The 24551-nt window shown below is 64.4% G+C and carries 24 protein-coding genes and 1 pseudogene; 23 read left to right on the top strand and 2 right to left on the bottom strand.

Features of this window, described 5'->3' with window-relative positions; genetic code table 11:
- From ASF71_RS25080 to ASF71_RS10315, 4 genes and pseudogenes are all read left to right on the top strand, one after another.
- A pseudogene (locus ASF71_RS25080) lies at positions 1 to 321 on the top strand (hypothetical protein); the annotation flags it as partial.
- A gap of 424 nt (positions 322 to 745) precedes the next feature.
- Positions 746 to 1144, top strand: a complete 399-nt coding sequence (locus ASF71_RS10325) for a hypothetical protein (protein WP_056299212.1) — start codon at positions 746 to 748, stop codon at positions 1142 to 1144.
- On the top strand, positions 1144 to 2076 hold the full coding sequence (locus ASF71_RS10320; protein WP_056299209.1) for a hypothetical protein: 933 nt from the start codon (positions 1144 to 1146) through the stop codon (positions 2074 to 2076). Before ASF71_RS10325 ends, ASF71_RS10320 begins: the two co-directional genes overlap by 1 nt.
- Before the next feature lie 214 nt (positions 2077 to 2290).
- Positions 2291 to 2647 carry a hypothetical protein gene (locus tag ASF71_RS10315; protein WP_156372727.1) on the top strand — a complete coding sequence of 119 codons (357 nt, stop codon included), beginning with the start codon at positions 2291 to 2293 and terminating at the stop codon, positions 2645 to 2647.
- Positions 2648 to 3175: 528 nt separating this feature from the next.
- Here the strand turns inward: ASF71_RS10315 and ASF71_RS10310 are convergent.
- Entirely contained in the window at positions 3176 to 5239 is a 2064-nt protein-coding gene (locus tag ASF71_RS10310) for a hypothetical protein (protein ID WP_056299202.1), read from the bottom strand.
- Between the two features lie 182 nt (positions 5240 to 5421).
- On the opposite strand from ASF71_RS10310, the gene ASF71_RS10305 reads away from it, so the two are divergent.
- From ASF71_RS10305 to ASF71_RS22590, 13 genes are all read left to right on the top strand, one after another.
- Positions 5422 to 5820: a hypothetical protein gene (locus ASF71_RS10305; protein WP_056299199.1), complete on the top strand. Its 399-nt coding sequence runs from the start codon at positions 5422 to 5424 to the stop codon at positions 5818 to 5820.
- Between the two features lie 67 nt (positions 5821 to 5887).
- Positions 5888 to 6247 (top strand): hypothetical protein, encoded by a 360-nt coding sequence (locus ASF71_RS10300; RefSeq protein ID WP_056299194.1) that lies wholly within the window; start codon positions 5888 to 5890, stop codon positions 6245 to 6247.
- Between the two features lie 52 nt (positions 6248 to 6299).
- A complete protein-coding gene (locus ASF71_RS10295) occupies positions 6300 to 8927 on the top strand; it encodes a VirB4 family type IV secretion system protein (protein WP_056299193.1) in 2628 nt (875 codons plus the stop codon).
- A gap of 76 nt (positions 8928 to 9003) precedes the next feature.
- Positions 9004 to 10101 (top strand): hypothetical protein, encoded by a 1098-nt coding sequence (locus ASF71_RS10290; protein ID WP_056299190.1) that lies wholly within the window; start codon positions 9004 to 9006, stop codon positions 10099 to 10101.
- A complete protein-coding gene (locus tag ASF71_RS10285) occupies positions 10101 to 11600 on the top strand; it encodes a hypothetical protein (protein WP_056299189.1) in 1500 nt (499 codons plus the stop codon). Before ASF71_RS10290 ends, ASF71_RS10285 begins: the two co-directional genes overlap by 1 nt.
- Positions 11601 to 11658: 58 nt before the next feature.
- A complete protein-coding gene (locus tag ASF71_RS10280; protein WP_056299187.1) occupies positions 11659 to 14313 on the top strand; it encodes a type IV secretory system conjugative DNA transfer family protein in 2655 nt (884 codons plus the stop codon).
- A 598-nt stretch (positions 14314 to 14911) separates the two neighbouring features.
- Positions 14912 to 15574, top strand: a 663-nt coding sequence (locus ASF71_RS10270; RefSeq protein ID WP_082505910.1) for a hypothetical protein, incomplete at its 5' end; no start/stop codon positions are given.
- Between the two features lie 40 nt (positions 15575 to 15614).
- On the top strand, positions 15615 to 16106 hold the full coding sequence (locus ASF71_RS10265; RefSeq protein WP_082505903.1) for a hypothetical protein: 492 nt from the start codon (positions 15615 to 15617) through the stop codon (positions 16104 to 16106).
- 11 nt (positions 16107 to 16117) lie between these two features.
- Positions 16118 to 17050: an AAA family ATPase gene (locus ASF71_RS10260; protein ID WP_235514305.1), complete on the top strand. Its 933-nt coding sequence runs from the start codon at positions 16118 to 16120 to the stop codon at positions 17048 to 17050.
- Positions 17050 to 17379: a hypothetical protein gene (locus tag ASF71_RS10255; protein ID WP_056299170.1), complete on the top strand. Its 330-nt coding sequence runs from the start codon at positions 17050 to 17052 to the stop codon at positions 17377 to 17379. Before ASF71_RS10260 ends, ASF71_RS10255 begins: the two co-directional genes overlap by 1 nt.
- Positions 17366 to 18283, top strand: a complete 918-nt coding sequence (locus ASF71_RS25075; protein ID WP_056299167.1) for a hypothetical protein — start codon at positions 17366 to 17368, stop codon at positions 18281 to 18283. Before ASF71_RS10255 ends, ASF71_RS25075 begins: the two co-directional genes overlap by 14 nt.
- A complete protein-coding gene (locus ASF71_RS22595; RefSeq protein WP_235514304.1) occupies positions 18280 to 18699 on the top strand; it encodes a hypothetical protein in 420 nt (139 codons plus the stop codon). The genes ASF71_RS25075 and ASF71_RS22595 overlap by 4 nt, the downstream gene beginning before the upstream one ends.
- 54 nt (positions 18700 to 18753) lie before the next feature.
- Positions 18754 to 19356 (top strand): hypothetical protein, encoded by a 603-nt coding sequence (locus tag ASF71_RS22590; protein ID WP_156372726.1) that lies wholly within the window; start codon positions 18754 to 18756, stop codon positions 19354 to 19356.
- On the opposite strand, the gene ASF71_RS10240 is transcribed toward ASF71_RS22590, so the two are convergent.
- Positions 19323 to 20045 carry a hypothetical protein gene (locus ASF71_RS10240; protein WP_156372725.1) on the bottom strand — a complete coding sequence of 241 codons (723 nt, stop codon included), beginning with the start codon at positions 20043 to 20045 and terminating at the stop codon, positions 19323 to 19325. The genes ASF71_RS22590 and ASF71_RS10240 overlap by 34 nt on opposite strands.
- Between ASF71_RS10240 and ASF71_RS10235 the strand changes: the two genes are divergently transcribed.
- The 6 genes from ASF71_RS10235 to ASF71_RS10210 all read left to right on the top strand — a co-directional run bounded on the left by ASF71_RS10235 (position 20016) and on the right by ASF71_RS10210 (position 24507).
- Complete coding sequence (locus ASF71_RS10235) at positions 20016 to 20363, top strand: hypothetical protein (protein ID WP_156372724.1); 348 nt, start codon at positions 20016 to 20018, stop codon at positions 20361 to 20363. The two genes, ASF71_RS10240 and ASF71_RS10235, sit on opposite strands and share 30 nt — an antisense overlap.
- Before the next feature lie 58 nt (positions 20364 to 20421).
- Positions 20422 to 21204 carry a hypothetical protein gene (locus tag ASF71_RS10230; protein ID WP_056299156.1) on the top strand — a complete coding sequence of 261 codons (783 nt, stop codon included), beginning with the start codon at positions 20422 to 20424 and terminating at the stop codon, positions 21202 to 21204.
- Between the two features lie 115 nt (positions 21205 to 21319).
- Complete coding sequence (locus ASF71_RS10225) at positions 21320 to 21916, top strand: hypothetical protein (RefSeq protein ID WP_056299154.1); 597 nt, start codon at positions 21320 to 21322, stop codon at positions 21914 to 21916.
- On the top strand, positions 21913 to 22413 hold the full coding sequence (locus ASF71_RS10220) for a macro domain-containing protein (RefSeq protein ID WP_056299151.1): 501 nt from the start codon (positions 21913 to 21915) through the stop codon (positions 22411 to 22413). Before ASF71_RS10225 ends, ASF71_RS10220 begins: the two co-directional genes overlap by 4 nt.
- Before the next feature lie 49 nt (positions 22414 to 22462).
- A complete protein-coding gene (locus ASF71_RS10215; protein ID WP_056299148.1) occupies positions 22463 to 22921 on the top strand; it encodes a hypothetical protein in 459 nt (152 codons plus the stop codon).
- 53 nt (positions 22922 to 22974) lie between these two features.
- Entirely contained in the window at positions 22975 to 24507 is a 1533-nt protein-coding gene (locus ASF71_RS10210) for a hypothetical protein (RefSeq protein ID WP_056299145.1), read from the top strand.
- The last annotated feature ends 44 nt before the right edge of the window (positions 24508 to 24551 follow it).

Raw genomic sequence — 24551 nt, 5'->3', positions numbered from 1 at the left:
CGAGCGCCGTCATTCGGCGCTCGGCTACGCTACGCCCTGGTCTACACTCACGTCATCGGCGAACGCTCGCAACGCCGCTTGAAGTCAAACCTGGAGCATTACCAGCGCCTGCTGTGTCTGCTGACCATCGCCTACGTCTGGTGCGTCCTGGTTGGCCTCCTGCAAGAGGTCGCCCTCAAATCCCATGGTCGACGTGCTTGGAGCGTCGTGACCTTGGGGCTGCGAACGCTGGTCCGAAACTTGGGTCGGCCAGAGGATCAGACCGCTGCAGGCAGTTCGTCCCTCATTGAGCTGTTGATGCCCTCCCAGACGGCGTTATAGAAACTGTCGGGTACTGAGGGAATCTCAGGAGTGACAAAGTCCTGCTAAGACCAGCCGGGCCGAGAGGCCCGGTTCATCTTTGGTGTGGCAACCAGAACGGCGTCAACACTGAAGGAGTGACACAGCGCTTGCTTTGCATCCATCCGCCCCTCCACATGTCTCGTGCGCAAAGCTGCACGGTCGATTCGCTCGAAGAACTGAAGCTCGTGTTGTCTCAGCACTTCGAGGGTCGGCCGGCACGGATCGATGAGCAGGGGTTGTGGCGGGAGGGGCACCTCTACGACCCGGTGACGGGAACCGTTTTCTACTGTTACCCCTTGACGGGTGGCTTGCGCTTGTGTCCGCTCTGCGGCGATCTCGCCCCAGAGGTGATGTACCAGGACGTCATGCACCCCTGGTGCAGCTGCACGAAAGGAGAACCGCTATGAAAAACGTTCGTCTCTGGTCTGCCCTTGCCCTCGCCTTCGCTCTGACCGGGTGCGGTAGCCCCGGCTCCGGCTTCGATAATCCCTTTACGGTCCCCCTGACCCTGACCGTCGCTCCTGCAGCGGTCAGCCTGGCTCAGGGCGCAACCGCCCACGTCGCCGCGAGCGTCAAGACTGCTAGTGGCCAGACGCTCCCTGCCACCTTCACGACCCAGGTCGTCGAGGGCCTGACCGTGACCCCGGATAGCAGTGGCCTGACCATCACTGCCGGTGAGAAGACCACGCCCGGCAGTTACGCTGTCGCGGTGAGTGCCCAGGCGAACCGCGGCGCGGCCCAGGGTAGCTTCACGGTGACGGTAACGGCTCCAGAAGCAGCGCCGGTTACGGAGACCCCCTGATGCGCCGGGCCCTGTTCTCGCTGGGCATGATCCTGGCGTGCGGCGGGGCCGGGCTGGCCCAGTCGGCCAACCGGCCTCAGGCAACCAATCCCTACCTCGCGGTGGACTCCACCCGGACGTACTACATGGATGATCTGGAGCGCTGCCCGGGCATCCTGGATCTGCAATCCGGGGACCTATGGATGTTGAGTTTCCCGGAACCGGTGAGCGATTACTTCCTGACGCGTCAGGGGATCGTTGAGGCCAAGGTATCCGGCCAACGGGTGATGCTTGCCGGTGTGGGGACGAGTGGGAGTGTGCCGCTGATGGTGCTGACGGATTCTGGCCTCGCGGCGCAGTTCAACGTGCAGGTGCGAGCGGGCACGGGGGGACAGAACAAGACAGTGCAGATCCTCCCCGGGTCGGCGCCGAAGTCCAGCTGCCCGAAGACGAGCGGACCGGACACGGCCGCGCCCGTAGCGGTTGCCCCAGCTGCTCCAGCATCAGTTCGGAGGACGCCGTCTGTGCCGGTTACCCCTACTGCTTCTCCTGCAGCGGCGGCCACGACCGGGCCGGCCATCCCGGTCGTTCCTGGGGCGGCGTACGGTTCGCGGTTCAAGACGCCCACGTTGCCCCAGGGAACTATTGGGACGGCCCTGCCGTCTGGGAAGAGCGTGCAGGCGACCCTGACCCTGGTGAACGCGACGACGGTCCGGTTCGAGTTCCGCAATGGGCTGGGAAGTCCGGTCATCTTCAACTTAGCGGACCTGAACTATGCGGGTCAGCCGGCGGCGGACACGAGCGGCACATTTACCCTGAAGCCTGGGCAGACGGCCATCAAGACGGTGGCATTCAAGAACAGCGTCCAGAATCGGCTGCTGGGCGTGACTTGGGCGGGGCGGGTCACAGCGACTGGGGAGTTCCTGACGTTGCGAGGGCGTACGCCGCAGTAAGCCTGTGACGCCTCCTCCGCTCTCTCCTCAACTCCAGGCTGCATTACGTCTTCTCCATCACTGGAAGGCGGTGCGGCCTGGGAGTCTATTGTTGGGCGTACCGACGACTCAACTCGAAGATCTGGAGTTGACCCTACGAGTCCCAACCATCCTGGGCGAAGGGTTGATCGTTCACCCCAGAGCCCGTGCGCAGCTGAGCCAATCGTACCGAGTGGTGAGTGACACGGTCGTGGCCAATGCGCTGTATCAGCAGGACAGTATGCCGGTCCTGGCGGAGCATGGATTCACCCGGCTTCGGCCGGGTCGGGGCATCTACCGGGCGATCAACAACGCCAGAGGAATGACCTGCCCGTTGCTGGGGCAGGTCATGTCGCGAGGGTACAGCCGGACACATATCAAGTCGATCGTGACGAAAATCGAGATCGATCTGATGACCCAGCAGGCGGTGTTGGTGGTGCTCTGTCCAGTCGAGCCACCGAAGCTGGAGCACCGGCAGCTGGTGCTGCTGCAAGTTGAGCCAAGATGGTCTGTGTCAGGTCCAGGGGATGAGCGGGCCGCTCGGGTGAGGTGATGTTCGTGTGGACGAACAGGACTCTGTCCGAGTACCGGGCTTCCAGGTGTGACTTCCGAGTATGGGAAAGGGTCCCCCAGACGGTGTAGTCGTACATTCTGAAGGCGTCGAGCTTTTCGCGTACGCGGGTGCGGGCGTATCCAGCATCGTGCTCGACAGCCAGGCGGTACCCCTGCAGGGTGGCGAGGGCATCAGGGCGCTGGCCCTCGCCCTCACTGCCCTCCAGGACCCAATCGGCTCGGGGAATACTGAGCAGATGTCGGAGTTCAGCGGTCGAGGCCAGGTGGCTGAGTTGCCAGGAAGGAATCCAGAGCAGGTCATGGACATCAAGCATGCAGAAGGTGGTCGTTTCGACCTTGCTGCTGTTGCCCAGAGGCCGAAACATCGTCCGGCGACAGGAGAAATGCCGATCAATTTCTTCGGGAGTCAAGTCGTAGTACCGCTGCAACTGTGCGGCAGTCAGGACCTGATCGGTCCGCAAGGCCTCTGTGGCCTGTCGGAGCCGAATAGGAAAGGGGTGGCGTGCCGTCAACGCGTGGCTTCCATAGAGCGGACGATGAGGCGCAGGGTGGTGCCACTGTTGGCCTGGCCCACGAGAATGACGGAGGGCGAGCGGTTCTCGGGGAGCGCGAAGGCGCCGGCGACGCCTGCACCCGTCAGGAGCCAGAAGTTGGGGGCCGTGGTGTTACTCGTGGTCGAAGTCCCGCCGGAGAGACCCTGCTGGTAGGTCACGGTCTTCTGGGCGAGCTGCGCCTGCACGAAGCCCTGTGCCCCCCGGAAGACGGCCGAGAGGAGGTCGTAAGCGGCCGTCGGCGCGGTGGGCTTGACACTGACGGCGAGACCAGGCTGCCGGTCGGCGCTGTAGGCATCGGCGACGACAGCGTATTGGCGGTTGTCCTTCAGCACGGTGTTGAAGCTGATCTGGAGCCGCTTGCGAGAATCCAGGCTGGCCTCCCCGCGCCAGATCGACCCATCCTCGCTCTGTGCGTACACGGGCATCTCCCCTTTTACTCCATCCGCGGCGGCCGCGACGGTGGTGAGCCGGGCGGCGAGTTCCTGGCCCATCTGATAGGGCGCTGGGGGCAGGGTGACGGTGGCCGCTGCAGCAGCTGCGGTGGCGGTCGGTGGAGTGGCAGCCGGGCGCGAGGACGAGAGCAGGCCGTACTGCTGGCTGTTCTGTCCGGCCGCCTGCGCTTGACCACTGCCCTGCCCACCCGGCTGCTGAGAAGTCATCAGGCCGTACTGCGCCGACGTGGTGGTCTGGGCGTTGGTGGTCTGTTCTGCCTGGGACGTGCGAGTGACCATGCCCAGGTTGCCCTGTCCGGCTGCACTGGACGTATTGGCAGTGGTAGGAGCGGGGGCTTGACTGGCCACCAGACCCGGAGTGCCAGTGGCGCGTGCCGTGTTCGCCCCTGCCGCCGGTGCAGCAGCGGCACTCGTGACGGTCGAGAGCCCCGTCGTGCGGGGAGCCGCCGCAGCCGGAGTGGCCGTCGCGTTGCCGGTTGCCGCACCTGCATTCCCCGTCTGGATGCCCACCCGGCGTTCTGCGGCAGTGGCAGCAGTCGTGGCCGGTGCGCTCTGAAGCCCGGTGCGGCGCTCAGGAGTGCGCGAGGCCGTCTGTGCCCCACTGTTCGATGCCCCACCGTTGCCCTGAACGAGGTTGGGGCGGCTAGGGGCGGCATCACGTGTCGGGGTTGCACTCTGCTGACCACCCGAGGCGAGCCGTGGGGCGGGCGCTGCGGTGGCGGTCTGCTGCGCCGGGGTGGCTGGCGTCAGGACCACAGTGGGCGGCGCCGTGAGCGTTGTACGGGGGGTATCGCGTACCTGCATGGTGGGTGCGGGCGTCGGGGTCGGGGTCACGTCCAGACGATCCGAACGGCTGGCGATGCTGGGCGAGTCGTAGGAAGGGCTTGACGGCGTGTAAGAAGGAACTGGGGTGATGGGCGTCGTGGACGTGCCCGTATTCGCCACGGTGGTGTCCGGTTCGAGTCCCTGTGTTCCTGCCGTCGTGCTGCCGGTGGTGCCCGATGCTCCGCCTTCCAGCGTGTTCAGGCCAAGGGGGTCGGGCTTCGAGCTGCCGTCCGGGTTGACATTGCTCTGTTCGGGCGTGGCCACACTTGCGCCGGTGTCGGCGGTGGTTGTTCCGTCTGCTCCAGCGGTGGCCGTGGTGGAGGTGTCGGAGGCGACCGGCTTGGTGGCGGTCTTGGCGGCCGGCGAGGGGTTCCAGAAGTAGAAGCCGACGAGGAGGGCCACGCCCACGCCGAAGATGGCGTTGCGGACGAGCTTGGTATTGGGAACGTCATCCCCGTTGACGGTCTTGGTGCGGGTGCTGGCCTTGAGCTGCTTGCCGAAAGCGCCACGGTTATTGGACTGCTTCATCTGGTCATTGACCAGGCGGCCGGTCATCTGGTCGTCGGGGTCGTAGGGGAGTGCAGCGAACTCCTGAGCGAGGGTGAGGTCGTGAGCCGTGACCTGCCGCACGACGGCGTCCCATTCCGGAGTGCCGGGCGGCGGGAGGTTGTCGACGTTGATGCCGTGCGTTTCGAGTTGTGGGCGAAGGGTGTCGAGCCGTTCCTGGTCCAGTTTCAACATACCTTCAGGGTGCGCGAGGTTCTGGTGGACCGGTGGGTTGCGGAGTTGCGAACGAGGTCCAGATTTGGAGCTCGAGGGGGGTGACAACCAGAAACGGGTTGACACTTCAGGAGTCAGGGCATCACGGACGCGTGTGCCCAGCCCACCTCAGACCGAGGTCGGTTTCGACATCCAGGAGCACCATGACGCAGGCCACCGTTTCGACCACCCCCCGTCCCCTGTCCACCATTCGCCCCGCTCTCTCCCGCTTCTGGGCCAAGGCCCAGCGTTTCGCCCCGACCGCCCAGCAGGTGCCGGTGCTGCTGTTCATCGCCGTGTTCGTGATCCTGGGTGTGGACGCCTTCGCTCAGGACATCGACAGCCTCAGCGGCGGCGCCGGCGGCAAGATCTGCGCGTTCGGCAAGTCCATCAGCTCGTCGCTGCTCGCCAAGGGCATCTGTGTGGCCGTGATCGCCTGGGGCCTGCTGCAGTGGCTCCCCAACCGCCGTGACGGCGTGCCGCAGATGGTCGGTGGCGTGGCCGCCTTCATCGTCGCCTCGAAGTTCGACACCATCCTGGGCTTCTTCGGCGTGAGCTGCTGATCCCCGACTAAGGCCCTGACTGCCCCTGAACCCTGCCTGGGGTTCGGGGGTCTGCTTTGGAGGACGCATGAATGACTGGTACGAGACCGACAACCTGCAACCCGAACGCATGGGGGTGAGCCGCAATGCCTTCTTCGGGTCGATCTTCCTGACGTTGATTCTCTGGCAGATTGCCGAGTTCGCCCTGCGCAGCTGGGACCCGACTGCGAGTGCCAATCCGGTCCTGGGCAGCCTGCCGCTGCTGGGGAGCGTCATCCTGTGGTGGTTCATCCTGATCCCGAAGATCCGCCGGTGGAACGACACCAACCCCCGGGGAACCTTCGAGGGGCTGCTGGACTTTTACTTCGCGAATCCGCAGACGCTGGAAGTGGGAAATGATCCTGACCCACACCCGCTGTATGTGGGCAAGAGCCGCGAGGAGCTCTGAATCCCGGTGCCACGAGGCGGGTGTCAACCAGAACGTCGCGCACCCTGAAGGTATGTTCGAGACCATCACGGAAGCGCTCAAGCTGCTGCCCAAACGCAAAGCGGCTGGGCAGAAGGCTGTGCCCGAAGATCTTCGCCCCCCACCCATCGCCAGCAATCTGGTTGCCCAGCTGCCCTGGGGGGAGCCGGATGATGGTGTGGTGTTCCTCCGCGGGGGCGAGCGGGTCTGGTATGGGGTCGAGTTGACCTGCCCCACAGGCATTCAGGTCAGTGAGAATTACGGCCGGGCGATGAGTGAAGCGATCCGCGTGATGCTCAACCAGGCGGTGGAAATGGGTCAGGGGGGCCGCCTTATCGTGGAGAGCTTGCCCGCGCAGGAGGACATGGTTCGTCACTTCCTCCAGAACCAGGGCAAGAGCGAGGACCGCCTGATCGCGGAGATGGAACGCCGGGAGCAGAAGGACCTGTACGACGCCCGTCGCCGGGGAGAGATTACGGCGACCCGGTACTTCCTGACCTGTTACGTGAACGTGCCCAAGCGGCACAAGTCTTCCCCTTTGAACTACGACGAGTACCGCGCGCAGATGACACTCGTGCAGCAGCGCCGGACGAACATGCTCAATCGCTTGGACGCCATTGGCCTGCAACCCGCCGTGATGAGTAACGCGGAAGTCAAGCGGTTGATGTGGCGGTACCTGAACGGCAACCTCGCCACGGCGAAGCCGCCGATGTTCACCGGGAAGCTGGACTTACGCGACATCGACCCTGACCGCCTGCGTACGGACCGGACCGTCTCGGCGAACACGACGCGGTATCAAGTGGCCGAGACGGAGATCGGGACCCAGAATCCGGGCTTTCTGACGATGGGGGACCGACTCGTCGGGGCGATCAGCATTGAGAAGCGGCCCTCGAGCAGTCAGCCACGGATGCTCGACCAGATCATCCTGGGCCTGGTCGGCGAGCACTACTACATCATGGTGGACTTCGAGCACCTGCGGCAGGGTGAGACACGTGCCAAGCTCGACACGGCCATCAACGAGCTCGATGGCTCACGGGACAACTCAGTGCTGCAGGCCGGAGCAAGTACAGCCGCCAAGAGCCTCAAAGCGCATGAGGCGATGAGCAATGCAGAGTACCGGGGACATCACTTCTGGCAGGTCGGGATTACGACCGTGTACTACGCGCATGATCGCCAGCACCTCCGCGAGCTGAACGAGCGCATCCGGGGTCTCTACAGCCTGATGGCAGGGGCGCACGCGTTCGTCTCGAACGAGCAGCTCAAGAAGACGTTCTTCGACGTGATGCCCTTCTCGGCGGGCCTGACCCGGCACCGGATCGGGTGCCAGTGCATGAATCTCGCTGACCTCTTCCCGAAGACGTCGGCCTGGCTGGGGACGGCCTCGCCGATCATGCCTCTGCGCAACCGGCACGGTTCGATGACTGGAATCAACTTTCAGCAGGGGGGGACGAACTTTGGTGTGATGGTGCTCGGGCAATCGGGGGGTGGCAAGAGCGTCTGGAACATGAACATGCTGCTGACGCACGTGCCGCTCGGGTACCGGGCGTTCGTGATGGACCCGAAGCACGACTACGACGAGGCGATCTACTCCCTTGGCGGGCAGGTCATCACCATCGCGCCGGACGCGAAGCTGCCCGACGGGCGGCCGGTGCGGATCAACATTTTCGACCCGACCCCCGGCGAACTGATGCCCTCGGCCAGCAAGGTGTCGTACATCATCGCGATCTTGCGGGTCCTGGAGGTCGTGAATACGCCGGAGGAGAAGGTCATCGCGGAAGCAGGCCTCCAGCAGTATTTCATCCTTCAGTCCCGGCGGACGGTCGTGCCTGGGGAAGAAGAACCACAGAACGTATACATCGGAGGCCGGTTACGGGGGTTTGTGGAGGCCCTGAGTAGCCTACAGCGCATCGGAAGTGAGGACCTGAAGAGCAAGCCCATCTTCGCCCAGGCAAAGGCGCGCATGGTCGGGTTGCTCCAGTCCTATGTGCAGGGCAACGGGGGAATTCTCGCGGACTTCCTGGACGGGGAGACGACCGTCGAGATCACGTCCAAGTGCGTGAGCTTCGACGTGGAGATCATGCTTCAGACGAGCGACCCCGTCTTGCGGAGCCTGAGCGTGCTGATCGTCGGGGAATTCATCTTCCAGCAGGCCGCCCGGAATCCAGGGGGCAAGATCGGGATCTTCGAGGAGCTGGGGGTCCTGGCGGGTATTCCGGAGCTGGCTGCCCTGGTCAACCGGTGGTTCAAGACGGGGCGCTCGATGGGGATGATCCCCGTGGGGACCTCACAGGAACCTCGGGACTTCGAGAAGTTGGGCGGTCTGATCAACAACTCCGCGTGGATCGTCATGACGCAGCTGGGCGAGAGCGAGATGAAGGCCCTCCAGGCGTCGGCCGGGCTTCCGGAGCACATGCTGGCGCTGGCGAGCACGTTGCGGCTTCAGAAAGGCGTGTACGGGGAATACCTCGTCATGCAGAAGGTGACGGACGGGGTGCACATCGGCGACGTGACCCAACTGTGGATGACCCCCGAGAAGCTCTGGACCGTCACGACGGATAAGGCAGAGAAGGACATTCGGGCGCACGCGACGGCGCAGATGGGCAGTCGGAGCGAAGCGATCCTGGAATTGGCCTCGAAGACCCGTGCCCGGCGGGCGTCATGAGGGGTGGCAACCAGAACCGCGTGCACCCTGGAAGAAGACGGGGAGGGCGCCAGACGCACCTCCCACTGGAGGGGATATGAACGACACGAAACGGCGACCCTACCCATTGACGCTGCTTCTTGCGGCCACGGCAGCCGTCAGTCTGGCCGCCCCACCGGCCCAGGCGGACGGGATCGGCGACCTGCTGGGGCCATTGCAGGGCATTCTGGGCGCACTCGGGCAGGGCAACCTATTGAGCATGGTCAGCATGATTCCGGGGCTGAACTTCCTGGCTGGCCTGGGGCCGATCATGGACGTGGTCAACATGATTCCTGGCCTGAGCGGGCTGCTGAACAGCATCCCAGGCGTGGGTCCCCTCCTGGGGTTACTCGGGATGGGGGGTGGGGGTGCGAACCTCGGACCGCTGACGAGTCAGGTGCAGGACGTCCTGAAGTGGGTCAAGACCGCCAAGGGGCTGTACGACGCGACGAGCAACATGTTCACGAGCGGCAACTATTCGGACATGGCGAGTGGGGTCAACAGCCTGATGCAGATGGCCAAGACCAATCACTATGTCACCGGGGCGCAGATGAAGTCGGACCCGCAGGCTGCCGCCAATCAGGCGATCAATGCCCTGACGGAGCAGCAGCGCAGCATCCTGAAGGGCATCGGGTCCGCCCAGACGGACGCGGAGGCCACGGCGCTCCGTAACTTGGGGACGACGCTCGAAGCCAGTAAGGCTCAGGTGCAGCGCAGTGCAGATAACGCGGACGTGATCTCCCGAAACAATGGCCTCACGAAGGAGACGCAGGACCGGGTCACGGACAGCATCAGCTTCAGCGGCCAGACCGCCCAGGCCATCTCGGAAGCGAAGAAGATCGAGGACATTACCAAGCTCGCGTCGGCTGCGCAGCTCCAGTCCCTGAAGGTGCAGGCGTTGAACAGTGCGGCATTGACGGCCGGGCTGGCGAACATGACGAAGGTGCAGGTCGCGCAGTCCGAGACGCTGGGGCAGATCCTGAGCGAGTTGCAGTCCGAGCGGATTTCGAAGGCGCAGGCGATCATGGCGATGATCAGCGAGATGCGTGTAGCAGGCGAGGCGCAGAAACAGCAGGCCGCGCAGTACGCCGGGCAGGTGGGCACGAGCATCACGGGGCCGTTCCGTGGGGGCCAGGGCATCCTGGGCGAGCCCTGATGCGAGGCCTTCCGCGCTTCCTCCTGCGGTTCGTGCGGACGCACTGGCGCATCTTTCTCGTGCTGGGCCTCCTCAGTCTGAGTGTGGAGGCCTCCGCCGCGGATACCTGCACGACGCTGGTGCCCCAAGGGGCAACCGGGGCAAGCCGGGTGAACCTGGAGTCGTTCGTCCCGGACCCGATCTGCTGGCTGCGGGACACGAGCAAGACGATTCAGGGAGCTGGGCTGTACAAGATGACCAACAAGCTCGCGCTGGCCCTGATCTTCCTCTCGGCGAGCCTCGCCCTGTTGAACAGTCTGGCGAGCAACAACCGTTCGAGACTGTTCATGCACCTTCTGATGTGCGGCCTGTGCTTCGGGGCGATCAAGGACTACGGCGGTGGCGGCCTGGCCTGGCAGGGATACAACCTGCTGCGGACCGGGTGGAGCGCGGCGTACAGCGGGAGTTCGACGATCGGGCAGAACATGCTGAACACGAGTTTTCTGAAGGACACGAACCTGCTGGCGTCCAAGACGCTGGAGTATCTGGCGGTGAACTCGGAGATGCGGCTCCAGCGCACGCTACAGGCCGGCCGCACCCTGAATCCCATGGAGTCGCCCGAGTCCCTCCAGGCGACGTATGACGCGGTGAGCGAAGAGAAGAAGCGCCAGTTCTCCGAGTCGCAGTCCTTCCTAGGCGGGTCACTGGCGTCGGTGGGGTACTACCTGACCATTGGGCTGTTCTCAGTGTTCGGCATCATCATCTACTCGAGCGGATTTCTGATCCTGGCCATCGGGATCATGTTACCGATCGGGGTGGCGATCACGTCCTTCGGGCGGAGCAACCTCATGGCGGGTATGGGGGTGCTCGGGCTCGGGAGTGTCGCCACAATTGCCGTGCTGCCCATCGTCGTGGGGTTGGTCACGAAGACGATGCTGACCTCCCCCATTCAGACATTGTCGTCCTCCCTGAATTTCACCATCGACCAGGGTCGGTCGGAGATCACGACGCTGAGTGCAGCGGTCGACCGGTGTGGCTGGGATGTGGTGTGTCAGGGGAAAACGGCGACGGAATCGGCTGTGCTGAACGCGTTCGGGATTGGCGGAGACATGATTATCGGCCTGGGGCTGGCGTTCTTCGCGGTGATGGCGGCGTTTGCGGTGGCGATGACGCAGCTGCGCCGGGTGCCGGCACTGATCATGCAGGTGATTGGTGGCGGCGGCGGCGGCGAGTCCACCGGGGCCTGGCAGAAGGGCAAGGACAACCTCAGCCTGCCCTCGACGGGTGGCGGGAAGGGTGGAGGCGGCAGTCCGTCCAGTGGCAGTGGTGGGGGCGGGGCAATGATCACGCAGGAAGGCAAGGGGCAAGCCATCGCTGCTGCTGCATCCCAGGTCCACCCGGCTGCGGCGGTGACGGTCCGGGCGATCCAGGTGACGAACAAGGGTGGTGGGGGCGGTGCACTGCCCTCCAGTGGTGGGAGCGGTGGCGGCGGGCCGAAAGCGCTTCCCCCCTCGAAGTAACGCACACCAGCGGGACGGGCGGCTCAGCCTGTTCCCAGCTTGAAAGGACGTAGAAGCGATGACGAAGTCTCCCCCGATTGCGGGCAGTGTAGGACAGGCCAACGGCACCCGGCAGGTGCCGATCGGCTGGCTGTTCCTTTTTCTCCTGACCTTGACCGTACCCCTCTGGGGGCTGGTCACCTCCAGCAGTACGATCCTCGACCTCATGCTGGCGAAGGGGTGGGGCCGGGCGATGGGGGCGCAGGACTCGCTCGGTCTCCTGGCGCAGTGCCTGATCTCCAATGCGTGTAGTGGCGTGCTCCAGAAGGGGGTGCTAGAGATCTTCCCGCACCTCACCTGGATTGCGCCGGGTCTCGGGTTGGTCGTGTATGCCCTGAAGTCCAAGCCGCGGACGTTCGCGGTGCGCGACCCAGGGACGGCCTGGTGGGCTCAGTCTGGAGATAAGGGCCTCAAGCAGTACATGGGCGATGACCCTAAGCGGGCGACGAATCGCCTACACGGGTACCTGGGGCACCTGATGAGTGTCGAGCGGACGGGGGAAATCAACTACCGCAACACCATTCCCTTGTACGTCCGAATGGAGGCCCTGGCCGAGAACGTGTTAATCCTTGGCGGGGTAGGCGCTGGCAAGACGCGTGGGTACTTCCGGCCGCTGCTGATGCTGGCAGCGCACCTGGGGTTCCACGTCATCGTGTTCGACTTGAAGTACCCGCAGACGGACTCGGGGTTCTTCGACATGGTGGGCTACTGGAAGAAGGCGGGGAAGCGCGTGATGATGTTCACGCCCTTCTCGGACAACACGCAGCGCCTGCCCCTACTGGATTCGGTGGAGGATTACGCGTCGGCGTTGAGCATGGCGACGACGATCATGCCCCCGCCGGAGTACGGCGCCGAACCCGGCAAGCACTACCGGGACCGCGACCGTGGGGTGCTGGCGGCGTTCCTGCTGTGGGTGGCCCGGAGTGATGACCCGAGCTTTGGGCAGCTTCTGTTGATGGCCCAATACACGCCTGAAGAAATGCAGAATTGGTTTGATAAAGAGACAAAAATTAATAAAAAGGGCGAAGTCGTTCAAAATCTTAAAGGCGTTTTTGGGCAAGGAAAGCAAGAGGTTGCTGCGGTGCTGCAGGGGATTAAAAACGCACTACGTATTTTCTTCAATCCCAAGGTGGCCCGTGCGACGACGAGCAAAGAAGGCGAGAACATGGATATCCGGGCGGCCTTCCGGGGCGTGACGACCATGATCTACGTCGGCATTCAGCAGGAATACATGATGGAAGGCGACGGCGTGGTGCTCTTGCAACTCACCAAGCGTTACATCGACAAGCAGCTGCAGCGGGAAGCCGAGTTCCAGGGAGGCCGACTGAGGAAGCACGTGGCCTATGTCATGGACGAGTTTCCGTCCTTCGGGCAGCTGCCGTACATGATGCGGTCCCTCGGGGTACTGCGAAGCTACAACGTGTCCCACCACATTGGGGTACAGAACCTCAAGCAGCTCGCGGTGGTGTACGGGACGGATTACTCGCAGGCGCTGACGACGAACGTGATCGGGCGCAAGATCTTCTTCCCCCTGGCGGTCGAGGACGAGGAGCGGGAAATCTTCTCGAAGTACCTGGGGATGACGACCGTGTACGACATCTCGGAGACGGACTCGCGGCGGGCGTTCCTGGGCAGCTCGATGGACGAGACGACCCGGCAGGGCGTGAGCTACCGGAAGGTGGCGGTGCCGCTGTTGCCGCCGGAGCAGTTCCCGCACTTCCGGCCGATGGAGGCCATCGTGAAAGGGCGTGGGGTGAACCCAGTGCGGGTGTTCATGCCAGCGATTGAGGACGAGTTTCTAGATGGAGATGACATCCCAGGAGGGATTAAAAATGGGTTGTTCATGTTGTACCAGTTGTGTAATCCAGAACGGTTGGACATGGGGGACTACACTCAGGAGTTGGTACGTTCCGGGGCCTTGGGGACGGCACAAGGCCGAGCCGAAGATGAGATCGAACTGACGCAGAAAGGGAAGGTATTTCAGGAGTGGCTGTTGCTCTGTCTGGAAGCAAATGTCCCCATGAGGTTTTCGGGGCCTGAGCGCCGGTTGTATCTGAATATCACTGATCTCGAGCCGGAGCATTTGCCGAAAGCGTTTATTGAAGGCAATTACATGCGGGGTTGGACGGCAAAACCAACTAGTGATCAGATCAGAATTACGTCGAGTGGTTTAGATGTTCTGGACGATGAAGTGCGGGGACGCCTAGAGAGACGTGCGACGTTTGGTGTTCTGGAATATTGGTTGGAAACAAACAAAGAGCTGGTGGAAGGTACGGAGGCTCGTGCCAGTGTTCCTGAGGAGAGTCGTCGTGAGGCTCAGGCCATCTTGAAGATTGAAGAGGGCGAGGTCTGGATCCGGCGTCTGGTATGTCGAGAGTTGTTTGGGAAGGCACCCAGGGTGCTCTTTCGGCGGGTGGGTACGGTGCGCTTCGTGTTGATTGATCTGAAAGACCCCGAAGCCTTCCTGGATCTCCTTGCCCAGGCGGAGGACGAGGACGACGATCAGGAGGAAGGGGACGGCAAGGCAGCAGCGCCCACTGTGGACCAGCAGCAGGCGCCTTTGCCCTTCAAAGCCCCTCATAAGGTTCCCGAGACACCTGGGTGGATCCACGATGAAGTGGAGGCGATGGATGGAGAGATCAAGCGGGTTGAGGACGGGCAAAGTGAGCTCTAGAGAAGAAGGAATTTTCAGATACATTTACCTAGGACTGAAAATTCCCCGTCCTGTGAAGATTTTTAACCCCACGTCACTTTTATCAGGGATCTCCCCACGCTCCTGCCTTGGCATAGGCTTGGGGAAAAAAACACCAGAGAGAGCGGGGAAAAGCCCTTAGTAGTTACCTCAATCTAAATTGGCTTACCAAATATACTGACCCTATGGAACTCCTCCGCGAGGCCATCGGCTCCTACAATCTCCATTACCTCACCACCCACCTTGACCTCGGCCAAGCCCCCAACCAAATCCGCAGTCGCCTCCGACCCATCTTCGACGACGCCAAAGCCCGCCAGATCGACCTCCTCCANATCTCCATTACCTCACCACCCACCTTGACCTCGGCCAAGCCCCCAACCAAATCCGCAGTCGCCTCCGACCCATCTTCGACGACGCCAAAGCCCGCCAGATCGACCTCCTCCATCCCCCCCASGACGTCACCACCTGGCTCCGTGAACCCCTCACCGTTCGCCTCACCTCCCTTGGCCCCGCCAGCATCAACACCCAGCTCGCTCGCCTCACTGCCCTCAGTAACCTCTACGAAGCCCTCATCCTCCANCGTGAACCCCTCACCGTTCGCCTCACCTCCCTTGGCCCCGCCAGCATCAACACCCAGCTCGCTCGCCTCACTGCCCTCAGTAACCTCTACGAAGCCCTCATCCTCCACGGCCTCACCGACGACAACCCCACCCGCCGCTATGTCCGCCCTCCCGCCGAGTACCGCCCGGCCGTCCCTTGTTCCCCCCAGCAAGTCAGCGTCCTCCTCCAGCAGACCAAGGACGTGCCCCTCCGGCTTGCTCTCTACTTCATCTACGCCTTCAACTTCAACGCCGGCGAACTCCTCCGGCTCCGTTGGGAGCACATCAACGTCAGTACCGGCGAGATCACCCGCGCCCGCACTCTGATTCAGCTCGCCCACGTCAGAGACCGAGGCGTCATCCTCCGCCTCATCCACCGCCACCTCAAAGCCAGTGGCGGCCCTCAGTTCGCGGCCGGCAGGGTCTTCCCCTGGGAGGATCTGCTCTCCTTCTCGCACGACTTACGCAAGGCCTGGCGCTTCGCCTTCCCACCCGCAGACGGTGAGGATGCGATCTACTACCCCCTCACCCAGATCCGGCAGGCTGGCCTCCGCGACAATCCCCTGAACCTCGACCACCAGACCCTCGGCTACGCCCGCCCCTACTGGTCAGGTCGACGCCGCAGCAAGCTCCGCGAGGCCTGATCACGCCCCGGACAACCAGAACGTCGCACACCATGCAGGTATGCGACGTCTTCTTTTGGCCTCCACCCTCGCGGTCCTGACCTCAGCAACAGCGCACGCACAGCAAGTCGTCGACGCGATCAAGAACGCCCAGAACCAGATCATCGCCTACCTCCCCTCCCCCACCAGCGTCCGCATCGCCCAGGCCCTCAAAGACGCCGCCAACGCTGGCGTCCCCGTCTACCTCATCGCCCCCCGACAAGCCCACCTCGAAAAACGCAGCTACCTGCTCAGTGTCGCCCTCGCTGCCGCCCAGACTCCCCCAGCGGCCCTGAACTACTACGCCGCCACCCTGAATGCTGCTCCCCTGATTATCGTCGACAACCGCGTCCTCTACCTCGGCGCTGGAGTCCAGGACGGTCTCGGTCCCGTGGAGAAAAGCGGCGGGAGCAAGCTCACCCGCGCCGTCGCCCTCACCACACAAGCCATGAAGAACGCCCCCAAGGTCGCCATCGCCCAGCTCGTCAAAGAACGCTACGGGCTGGACCGCTGATGATCCTCGACATGACGACCCCCCAGGAGTACGCCGCCATCCTGGAGCGCCTGCCCGAAGAGATCCGCGCCATTGTCAAAGACGACCTGCCCCTGCTCGACGAGATCATCATCGACCGCTACAGCCTCCTGAGCGTCCGTCTCGCCGACATGCGCATCACCTATCCCCTGCACATCGACGACCGCACCTTCGATCAGATCGATGCCCTCATGCAACAGGGCGTCCCTGGCGGCTGGCGCAGCGACGGCCGCATCGGCATCCCCGGCACGCTCCACCGCCTCAGCCGTGAGACCAACGTCTCCCAGCTCACCAGCATGATCACTGTCCGCGTCGGCCGCGCGCTCATGGGCGTTGCTGAGCCCCTGCGTGACGTGCTCTACGACGCCGTGACCCATGAGTACGGCATTGCCATCATCGGGCCACCCGCTGCCGGCAAGACCACCCTCCTGCGCGACATCGCCCGCATCCTCGCCGAGCGCCTAGGCTCCGGCCTGGTCATCATCGACACCAGTAATGAGATTGCCGGTGACAGCGACCACAAGCACCCCATCGTCGGCGCCGCCCGGCGCGTTCCCGTGGGCAACCCCCTGTGGCAGGGCGAGAAGTTCGCCCGCGCGATCGGCAACATGGGTCCCAAAGCCCTCCTGAGTGACGAGATCGGCTACCGCGACGACATCCCCGTCATCGCCATGAACGCCCCCCGCGGCGTCAGCGTGACCGCCACCCTCCACGGCAAGAACATGCGCCGGGTTGCTCACAGCCAGAACCTCTGGCCCATCCTCGGTATCCAGAACGGCGTCAAGACCGAGCCCGCCGTGTTCAAGGTCGCCATCGAGGTCCCCCGCCGGGGCTTCTTCCGGGTTCATCAGGACTTCGACGCCAGTCTGGAACGTCTACTGGCTGGGGAAGAACCCACCGAAGGCATCCGAGAGATCCACGCCTGATGTTCAACCCAACGGTGGATCAGGCCGTCACTGTGGGCATTCTGGGGCTTTCCGGCCTGTTGATGACGGTCATGACGCGGCCCCCTGCCCCACCCCAGAGTCCAGAGCAGCGGTACGAGCGAGCGCTGTTCACCCTCGCGCCATTCTCGGAGGCCGAGAACGCGCACACCCTCCTGAGCCTGCGGGACTGTCTTACTCCCCTCCAGCGTGCCCCCCTCGAACGCAGCGCTGACGCTCAAGCCGCCCTCCAGGCTGCCCAGGCGCTCGGCCAGTCCTTCGCCCTCCCCCCACGGTGCCCCCAGGAAGGAGCTCCCCATGACCTTCGATGATCTCCTCGCTCTCGATACTGATGCCCCCGTCCTCGTCAAAGCCCACGACGAACGCGGCCACGTCACCCAACTCGCCATACGCGTCAAAGGCGAGCACCCCAGCCGCCACCTCAAAGCCCTCACCGATGCCCTGGCCGCCGATGCCCAGGTGGAATGGGATCATCCCTTCTACCAGCTGTGGCTCAGTCCGGACGGACAGACCGGCTGGATCACCACGCGACCGAACAATGCCGGGCAGATTCTCCTGAGTGGCCACCAGCTCATCCTCACCGACGGCTTCGAGCGCGAACTGCTCCGCAAGCCCCGCCCGGGCGGCGCCACCTGCCTGGATATCGGTCTCGTCGCCGCAGAAGTCGAGCAGTTCGCCCGCTTCCTCCGACAGGAAGCCACGGAAGAACGCGTCTGCCGCAAGTGCGGCTGCACGCCCAGTTGGGGCTGTGACGGGGGCTGCGACTGGGTGGCCGACGACGACGCCATCGCCTATCCCCCACGCGCCGGCACGCTCCGCTGGACCTGTCGCCTCGCCATGATGCTCAAAGAACAGATCGTCATGGTTACCCAGGGTGAGCCAGACTTCTGGGGCCCGATGCAGGCCTACCCCACGCTCCTCGCCCTGGCGGGAGAACTCCTGGCTCGCCCTGAGCGCGTGAGGCACTTCGTCCTGGTGGTCGACGAGCATGAGCCCACCCGCACCCACAACACTAGGATCGTCTTCGCGAACAATTTCCCCATCACAGACCCCCAGGACGAAATCCAGCGCCTCCTCCCGGTCGCCGAACGGGCCCTGCGCACCCCAGGGACGCGATTCGCCCGCCCCACCCAGGCCGGCATCCTTCTGGCCCCGCCCTACCTCCAACCCCACCTGCACCTCGTCAACTCCGCGGACCTTCAGGACCTTCCATGACCCAGCGCCCGGAAGGACAGAAAGAGACACTGCTCCACCCACCGGGTCTTCCCCCGGTCCTGTGGCCGCCCAACCTGCCAGAAGTCGTGCAGGCTTGGCCCCGCCCTCGCGGCCGCAAGCACAGACCCGCCCACTGGGTAGGGGGGGACGCCGCGCAGTACCGCACCTTCTTCCAGGGTGTCCTTGACGAGCACGGTCCTGACGCGCTCGCCCGGATCTGGAACGACGCTCCACGCGTCCCGATGGCTCCCCTGACCCGCTGGTACTGCCCCGATATCCCGATGCATGAGACGGGGGAACGCATTCAGGAAGAGTCTCGTGTCTTCCATGGGTTCTTCATCCCCGCACAGGCCGCCCTGCTCGCCCTGGAACATGGCCACGTCCTCTGCCGGCAACGGCCCCTGGAGCGTGATTGATCTGCCCCAGCGCATGCCCTTCCGCTTCCCTCCAGCCCCAAAGGAGTTCCGCCGTTGATTACTGCCGTCCACGACCATGACCCCCTGCTGCATCTGTATCCGCCCGGACACCCGATGCCCACCCTCGAGCCCGCTGACGACGAGGAGGACGAACTGATCAAGGCTACCCTCGACTCCCTGGTGCGTCACAAAAGTCCAGCTCACGTGCGCGCCACCCTCCAGAAAGCCGAAGAAGAACGCCTCGTCTGGCAGCAACGCCTCACGGAGGAAGCACTCCACCTTCAAGCCACAGGAACAGCTGAGGACGATCCTGCTTTCCCTTTCCTGATCAACCGCCTGCTTCATTACCACCGTCACCTGAAGCCTCACCTCTACCGTCTAGTTCAGGATGTCGGCTGGGAACCTGTCGTCATCCTGGCGGCTGTCCAATGCCGCCACATTCATCAACTCCGCCAATTCATCCCCCTCACTCCAGAAATCACACTCGGGTTCGCCAATAACTTCCGCCGTACATTGCTCAGCAGCCCCCTCAGCCGCGCCCGGCAGTACCTCGACCGCTACGACAAGGAAATTCCTTTCCTACAGCGCCACCTCCATACCCTCGAGGACACGCCCCTCCCCGTTCACACTGCCGCCACCAGGGCGGTCCACACATGACCCTCTCCCCTCCCCCCTCCCCGAGAGTCGTCGTCTCTCTCCCTCTCCCCATCACTGTCCACTTCGATTACAGCGGCTCCCTCCCACACGGGGGAGCCACCTGGGGCGCCGTCCTCTGCCAGGGCGACCACCATCAGGAGCTCGGCGGCTTTCTCGGTCCCCCGCAGGCCTCCGAAGAAGGGGCCCTCGAAGAAGTCCTGAGACTGCTCGCCACCCTCGATATTCACGCCGCTGTCCTCTTCACCGACGATGCCGCCCTCGTCACCCGCCGGGCGTCCACCCTGCCCGCTCTCCTGCGCCTCGAGTATCTGAAACGGAGTCATCCCCGGCAGCGCTGGGCCCACGCCGCCGCCCAGCGGTATCGTCCCCTCTATAGCAGGCTCGCCGAATGGGGCCGGCAGCAGCCGCGGCCCGTGATCGTGCCTCCTCCTCCCCGCCCACGCTTCGCCCCACTCTCCACCCCCTGCACCCTCCAATACCGGCGCAATAAAAAGGGCGCGGTCGTCCTCGATGTCTGTCTGGAACATCGACGTATGACCCTCTCCCTCGGGCACCTCCAAGGCGGCGCACTCCCCTTCCTCCCGCCGCAGCAGTCCCGCGTCGGCAGAGAACTCCGCGAGATCCTCTTTCGCGGGTACGGCCCAGAGATCGAGCCCTACGTGCCCGCGATCGAAGCCCGGCTCCTGCACGACTGCGCCCACCTCCGCCCCACCATGGCCCTCAAGCGTCCTCCGGTCTTCACCATCATTCATCCCACCGAGCTCACGCTGGGACAGACGCCGTCCGCTCGCACCATCCCCGTGCTCGAAGCCTTTTCCTGCCGCCGCGTTTCGCCAACGCAGGTGCGGCTCTCCTACGCGCGAATCCAGACCACCCGGGTCATTCACCGGCCAGCAGCGCAGTGGGCCGAGATCATCAGCGCACTCCTGCTCAAGGCCGGTCTCCCCCGCCACGAGATCGAGCCGCACCTGAAGATGTTCGTCGCGCACCTCGAGGCCTGCCTCTGAAGGGGCAGCAGCCTGTGCCGGAAGTCCGGGCAACCAGAACCGCCCACACACTGAGAGCATGACCCAACCCCCCACAGGTCTCCCGCTCGGCACCTTCCCCAATGCAATGGAGGAAGGGCACATGACGCCCCCCAACCTCTGGATTCTGGATGAGAACGATCTGGCGATCCCCTCGTCCCTCCCTCCGCAGCATTGGAACGTCTTCCCCGTCAGGGAGACCCAAGTGCTGCACGAGGCCAATCTCTACGCGACGACTCGGGCGCTCTCGCCCCGCCTCCTGTTCCACTTTCAGCGCCGCTTCGCCGAGATCATTCCCGGCCACCACCTGAGCTTGCACGATGTCTGGATGATCGAGCGCGATCCTGGCCCCTTCCGACTCCTCACCTACCGCTCGAATGGGGAGACTGCGCCTGTCATCGTCACCAAACAGGGTGAACAGATCAACTTCCAGTGGACCGAGTCTCTCCTGCACCGCACCAGGAAACGTCACACCCTGACCTCCATCGTGAGTCAAGCGCTGTGGAGTTGTCTGGAGTGGGATGAGCGGCGATGGGCGGCCCTCCGCTTCCCAGACGACACGCCCGACGAGCTCCAGCAGCGCCTTCGGCATCAACTCCGGGACAACGTGCGTTGCGCGGCCCTGCTCGACGAGGAGCGGCCCCTCGTCACGACCGCCGTGGCGCTAGGGCGCGAATATTGGATTGCTCTGGTATCCATCGATCACACGCTGCACGCCTGGCTCGCCGAATCCTCCCAGGCGTTGACCCGACAGACGCACCACCTCCAACCCTTGGGCCTGTGGCCGGTCGAGACGGCTGCCCTCGATCCCCTCCCCGAATAACCGAGACAAGCCCCCTCTGCCCCAGCTCCGCGCTGGGGCATTGCGGTTCACGGCGCACCGGTCAACCAGAACCGCCCACACACTGAATCCAGACCTTCTCCACCCAAGGAGCCCTATGACTGCGACCGCACACACCCACCGCTGGCGTCCCGCCTCCCCCACCTCCCGCTGGAGTCAGGGCGAACTCACCCTCCACGCCAACCGGTTCTACGAGGCTTTGCTCAACACCCACACCACGCTCCACGACGAGCTCCGGCTCTTCCCCTACAACCCAGGCACCCGCAGCAGTGCCCTCCTCCTTGCCCGCAGTCTCGAACGCGCTGGCCAGCCCGCCACCATCCTCCAGACCCCAGCCGGTCAGGCCTGGGTCGCCAGTGACGAGATGCACCTCGACCTCGGCCATCTGATCGCCGACGGCCCCAATATCAGCGTCTCCGTGAGCAAGGTCCTGCCCACCTACGACCCCTGTCACCCCTTCGATCTCCGGGCCGAGCCGTCTCATCACCTCGCGTTCGACCTGCCCGAGGTGCTGGAGGACGAACGGATCGTCCGCACGTTCCTCCGCCAGCCCTACACCCCAGGCGGGTCCATTCGTCCGACGAAGGCATCCTGGGGCGATACCCTGCGCCTCTCGTGTGGCCACTGGCTCCTCGGGAACCAGGTCAAGGGGCGGGCCTGCCCGTACTGCGAGCCCGAGCCGGTCGCCGAGTGACCCCCCGCCTGACGGTCATCCAGGGGGACGCCACCCGACCAGCGGGTCCAGGCCCGAAGGTCATCGTCCACGTCTGCAATGACGTGGGCGCCTGGGGCCGGGGCTTCGTGCTCGCTCTGGGCAGCCAGTATCCCGCCGCCCGGCAGCAGTACCGCGCCTGGGCCCAGGGGCGTGACCCCCTGCCCTTTGCCCTGGGACAAGTCCAGTTCGTGACCGTCCATCCGGACCTGCACGTCGCCAACCTCATCGGACAGCACGGCATCGCCCGGAAGGACCGCACCCGACAAGAGCCCCCCATCCGCTATGACGCCGTCCGGGAAGGCCTGGGGCGGGTCCGCGACTTTGCCCAGCGCCACCAGGCCAGCATCCACATGCCCCGTATCGGGACCGGCCTCGCCGGGGGGGAGTGGACGGTCATCCAGGACTTGATCGCCGACGAACTCCTCTCCGCTGGACTCCGCGTCACGGTGTACGACCTCCCGACGACACCCCTCTAAAGCACGTGCAACCAGAACCGCCTCCACTCTGAAAGGTGGAGGTTATTCCATGCACCCAGTTCGTCTACTCCTTGCCCTTCTCGCCAGTGCCAGCCTGAGCGCTACCGCCGCCTCGCTGAATCTCGGGCTCTACCAGACCGTCACGGTCGCCGGGCAATCCACCTTGAAAAAGGTCGACACCGCTCAGCCTGGTCAAACGCTTCGGCAGGTCGCCGTCGCCCAGACCGACAAGCCCCTGAACACCCCCCGTGCCACCCTCCCCGTCCCCGCGAACACCACTTACGCCGGACGGCTGGAACTCCCCAAAGGCGCGAGCGCCACCTTCTCCCTCGACGGCCAGGCCTTCAGCCCGCAACCCCTCAAGACCGTGATCGTCACTGAGAACGGCCGCAGCATCACCCGGCAGGTCCCGGCGCCCACCAGCGAGTACCGCGCGGTGCGCGTGACGTTCGGCGCCATGCAGGTCAATACCCCGTACACCGTCGCCTACGACATCCGCGTCAACTGATCGCCCTCTCCCTGGCAGCCCAGGCTGCCTCAGATCTTCCCCAGGAGTTCCCCATGTTCAAGCGCACCCTGTCCCTTGCCCCCACCACCCTGCTCCTCCTCGGCGCCCTCAGCCTCTCCCAGGCCAGCGCCGTCGCTGGTCCCAGCTCGAACACCACCCGTGCCGGGACTGCGATCACCAACACCGGCTTCCTCGACTACCGCACCGACGAGGGCACGAACGCCACCGAACAGAGCAACATCGTCACCGCGACTGTTCAACACGTCCCCGCCGTGAGCATTACCCCCAACGGGGGCACCGGCGCTGGAAACGACCCGGCCACGCCCATCTGCGGGCAGACCGTCATCGGTATCCCTGGGCAGTCGGCCGTGCTCACCTACCAGATCACCAATACCAGCAACGGCCCGGACACCTACACCCTCACCACCCTGCTCGGCACCAACGCACCCGCCGGCGCCGCTGCCCGGTACTACCTCGATGACGGCGACGGCAGCTTCACCGCCCAGGACCCCGAAGTCACCAGCATCGGACTCGACGTCGGCGAGAGCCGCACCTTCTATGTCACCTACCCCGTTGCCCCCGACGAAGAGGGCACCGCCCAGTTCTCCCTCTCCCCAGTCGCCACGAGCGCGGCGGACAGCACGGTCAGCGACGGTGGCAACACCGGCTGTATCGACACCCAGGACCGCGTGGGCGTCGTGCTCGACGACGACAGCTTCCGCGAGACGACTGCCCCCGCCACTATCCGTACCGAGCACATCCTGCGCAATACCGGCAACGTCACGCTGAACGCCAGCAGCATCACCCTGACCCCGCAGCCCGGCCGGTACACCACCACCTACCGGTTCGGCACCCAGACCACCGAGTACCCCACCCCCCAGGACGCCCTGGCTGCCTATGGCGATCTGCCCATGCGCCAGGGCGTCATCCTCCACGTCACCCAGACCGTTCCCGCCGGGGAAGCGAACGCCACCCTCAGCACCCTGAGCCTGCAGGCCTCGACGCCCGGCGACAGCACGCCCGAGCGCGAGAACCTCACCCCCGCCAATACGGCCGCCGCCCGCACGGACGAGATCTACATCATTCGCGGCGTCGCCCAGATCCAGAAGACCCAGGCCCTGTGCGTTCTCGACGAGGACGGCACACTCAACTGCCCGAGCGCCCAGCAGATGTTCGACCGCAAGGCGACCTACGGCCGCGCGATCGAGGTCAAGCCCTGCGACGTCATCAAGTACAGCCTGTTCGCGCAGAACGACGGCGGAGCCCTGCTCAAGCAGGCCCGCATCCGGGACGTGATTCCCGAGAGCACCCGCCTGGTGGGCACCGCAAGCCTGAGCAACGGCATCATGCTCTACCGCGTGAATGGTGGGGCATGGACGATGGATGCCCCTGCGGATCTGCCGGCCGGCACCACGGTCGAAGTCGCGCCGGATCTGGACGGCGATGGCGCGATCACCGACGCGGACGGCCTGCCCAGGAACTCCAACAACATCGGCGCCGTGCTGTACGTCCAGGTGCAGGGGCCGAGCTGCACGGTGCCCGGACTCTTCCCGTTCGAGGACATCAACAACTTCCAGGCGAACTGAGCCCCGACCCCGGCTCAGTCCCCCGCTCGTTCTCTCCAGGAGAG

It is taken from the genome of Deinococcus sp. Leaf326, assembly GCF_001424185.1.
Taxonomy (GTDB): Bacteria; Deinococcota; Deinococci; order Deinococcales; family Deinococcaceae; genus Deinococcus.
Note: the sequence above shows the minus strand (reverse complement) of the source record. Positions and strands in the feature narration are given on the sequence as shown.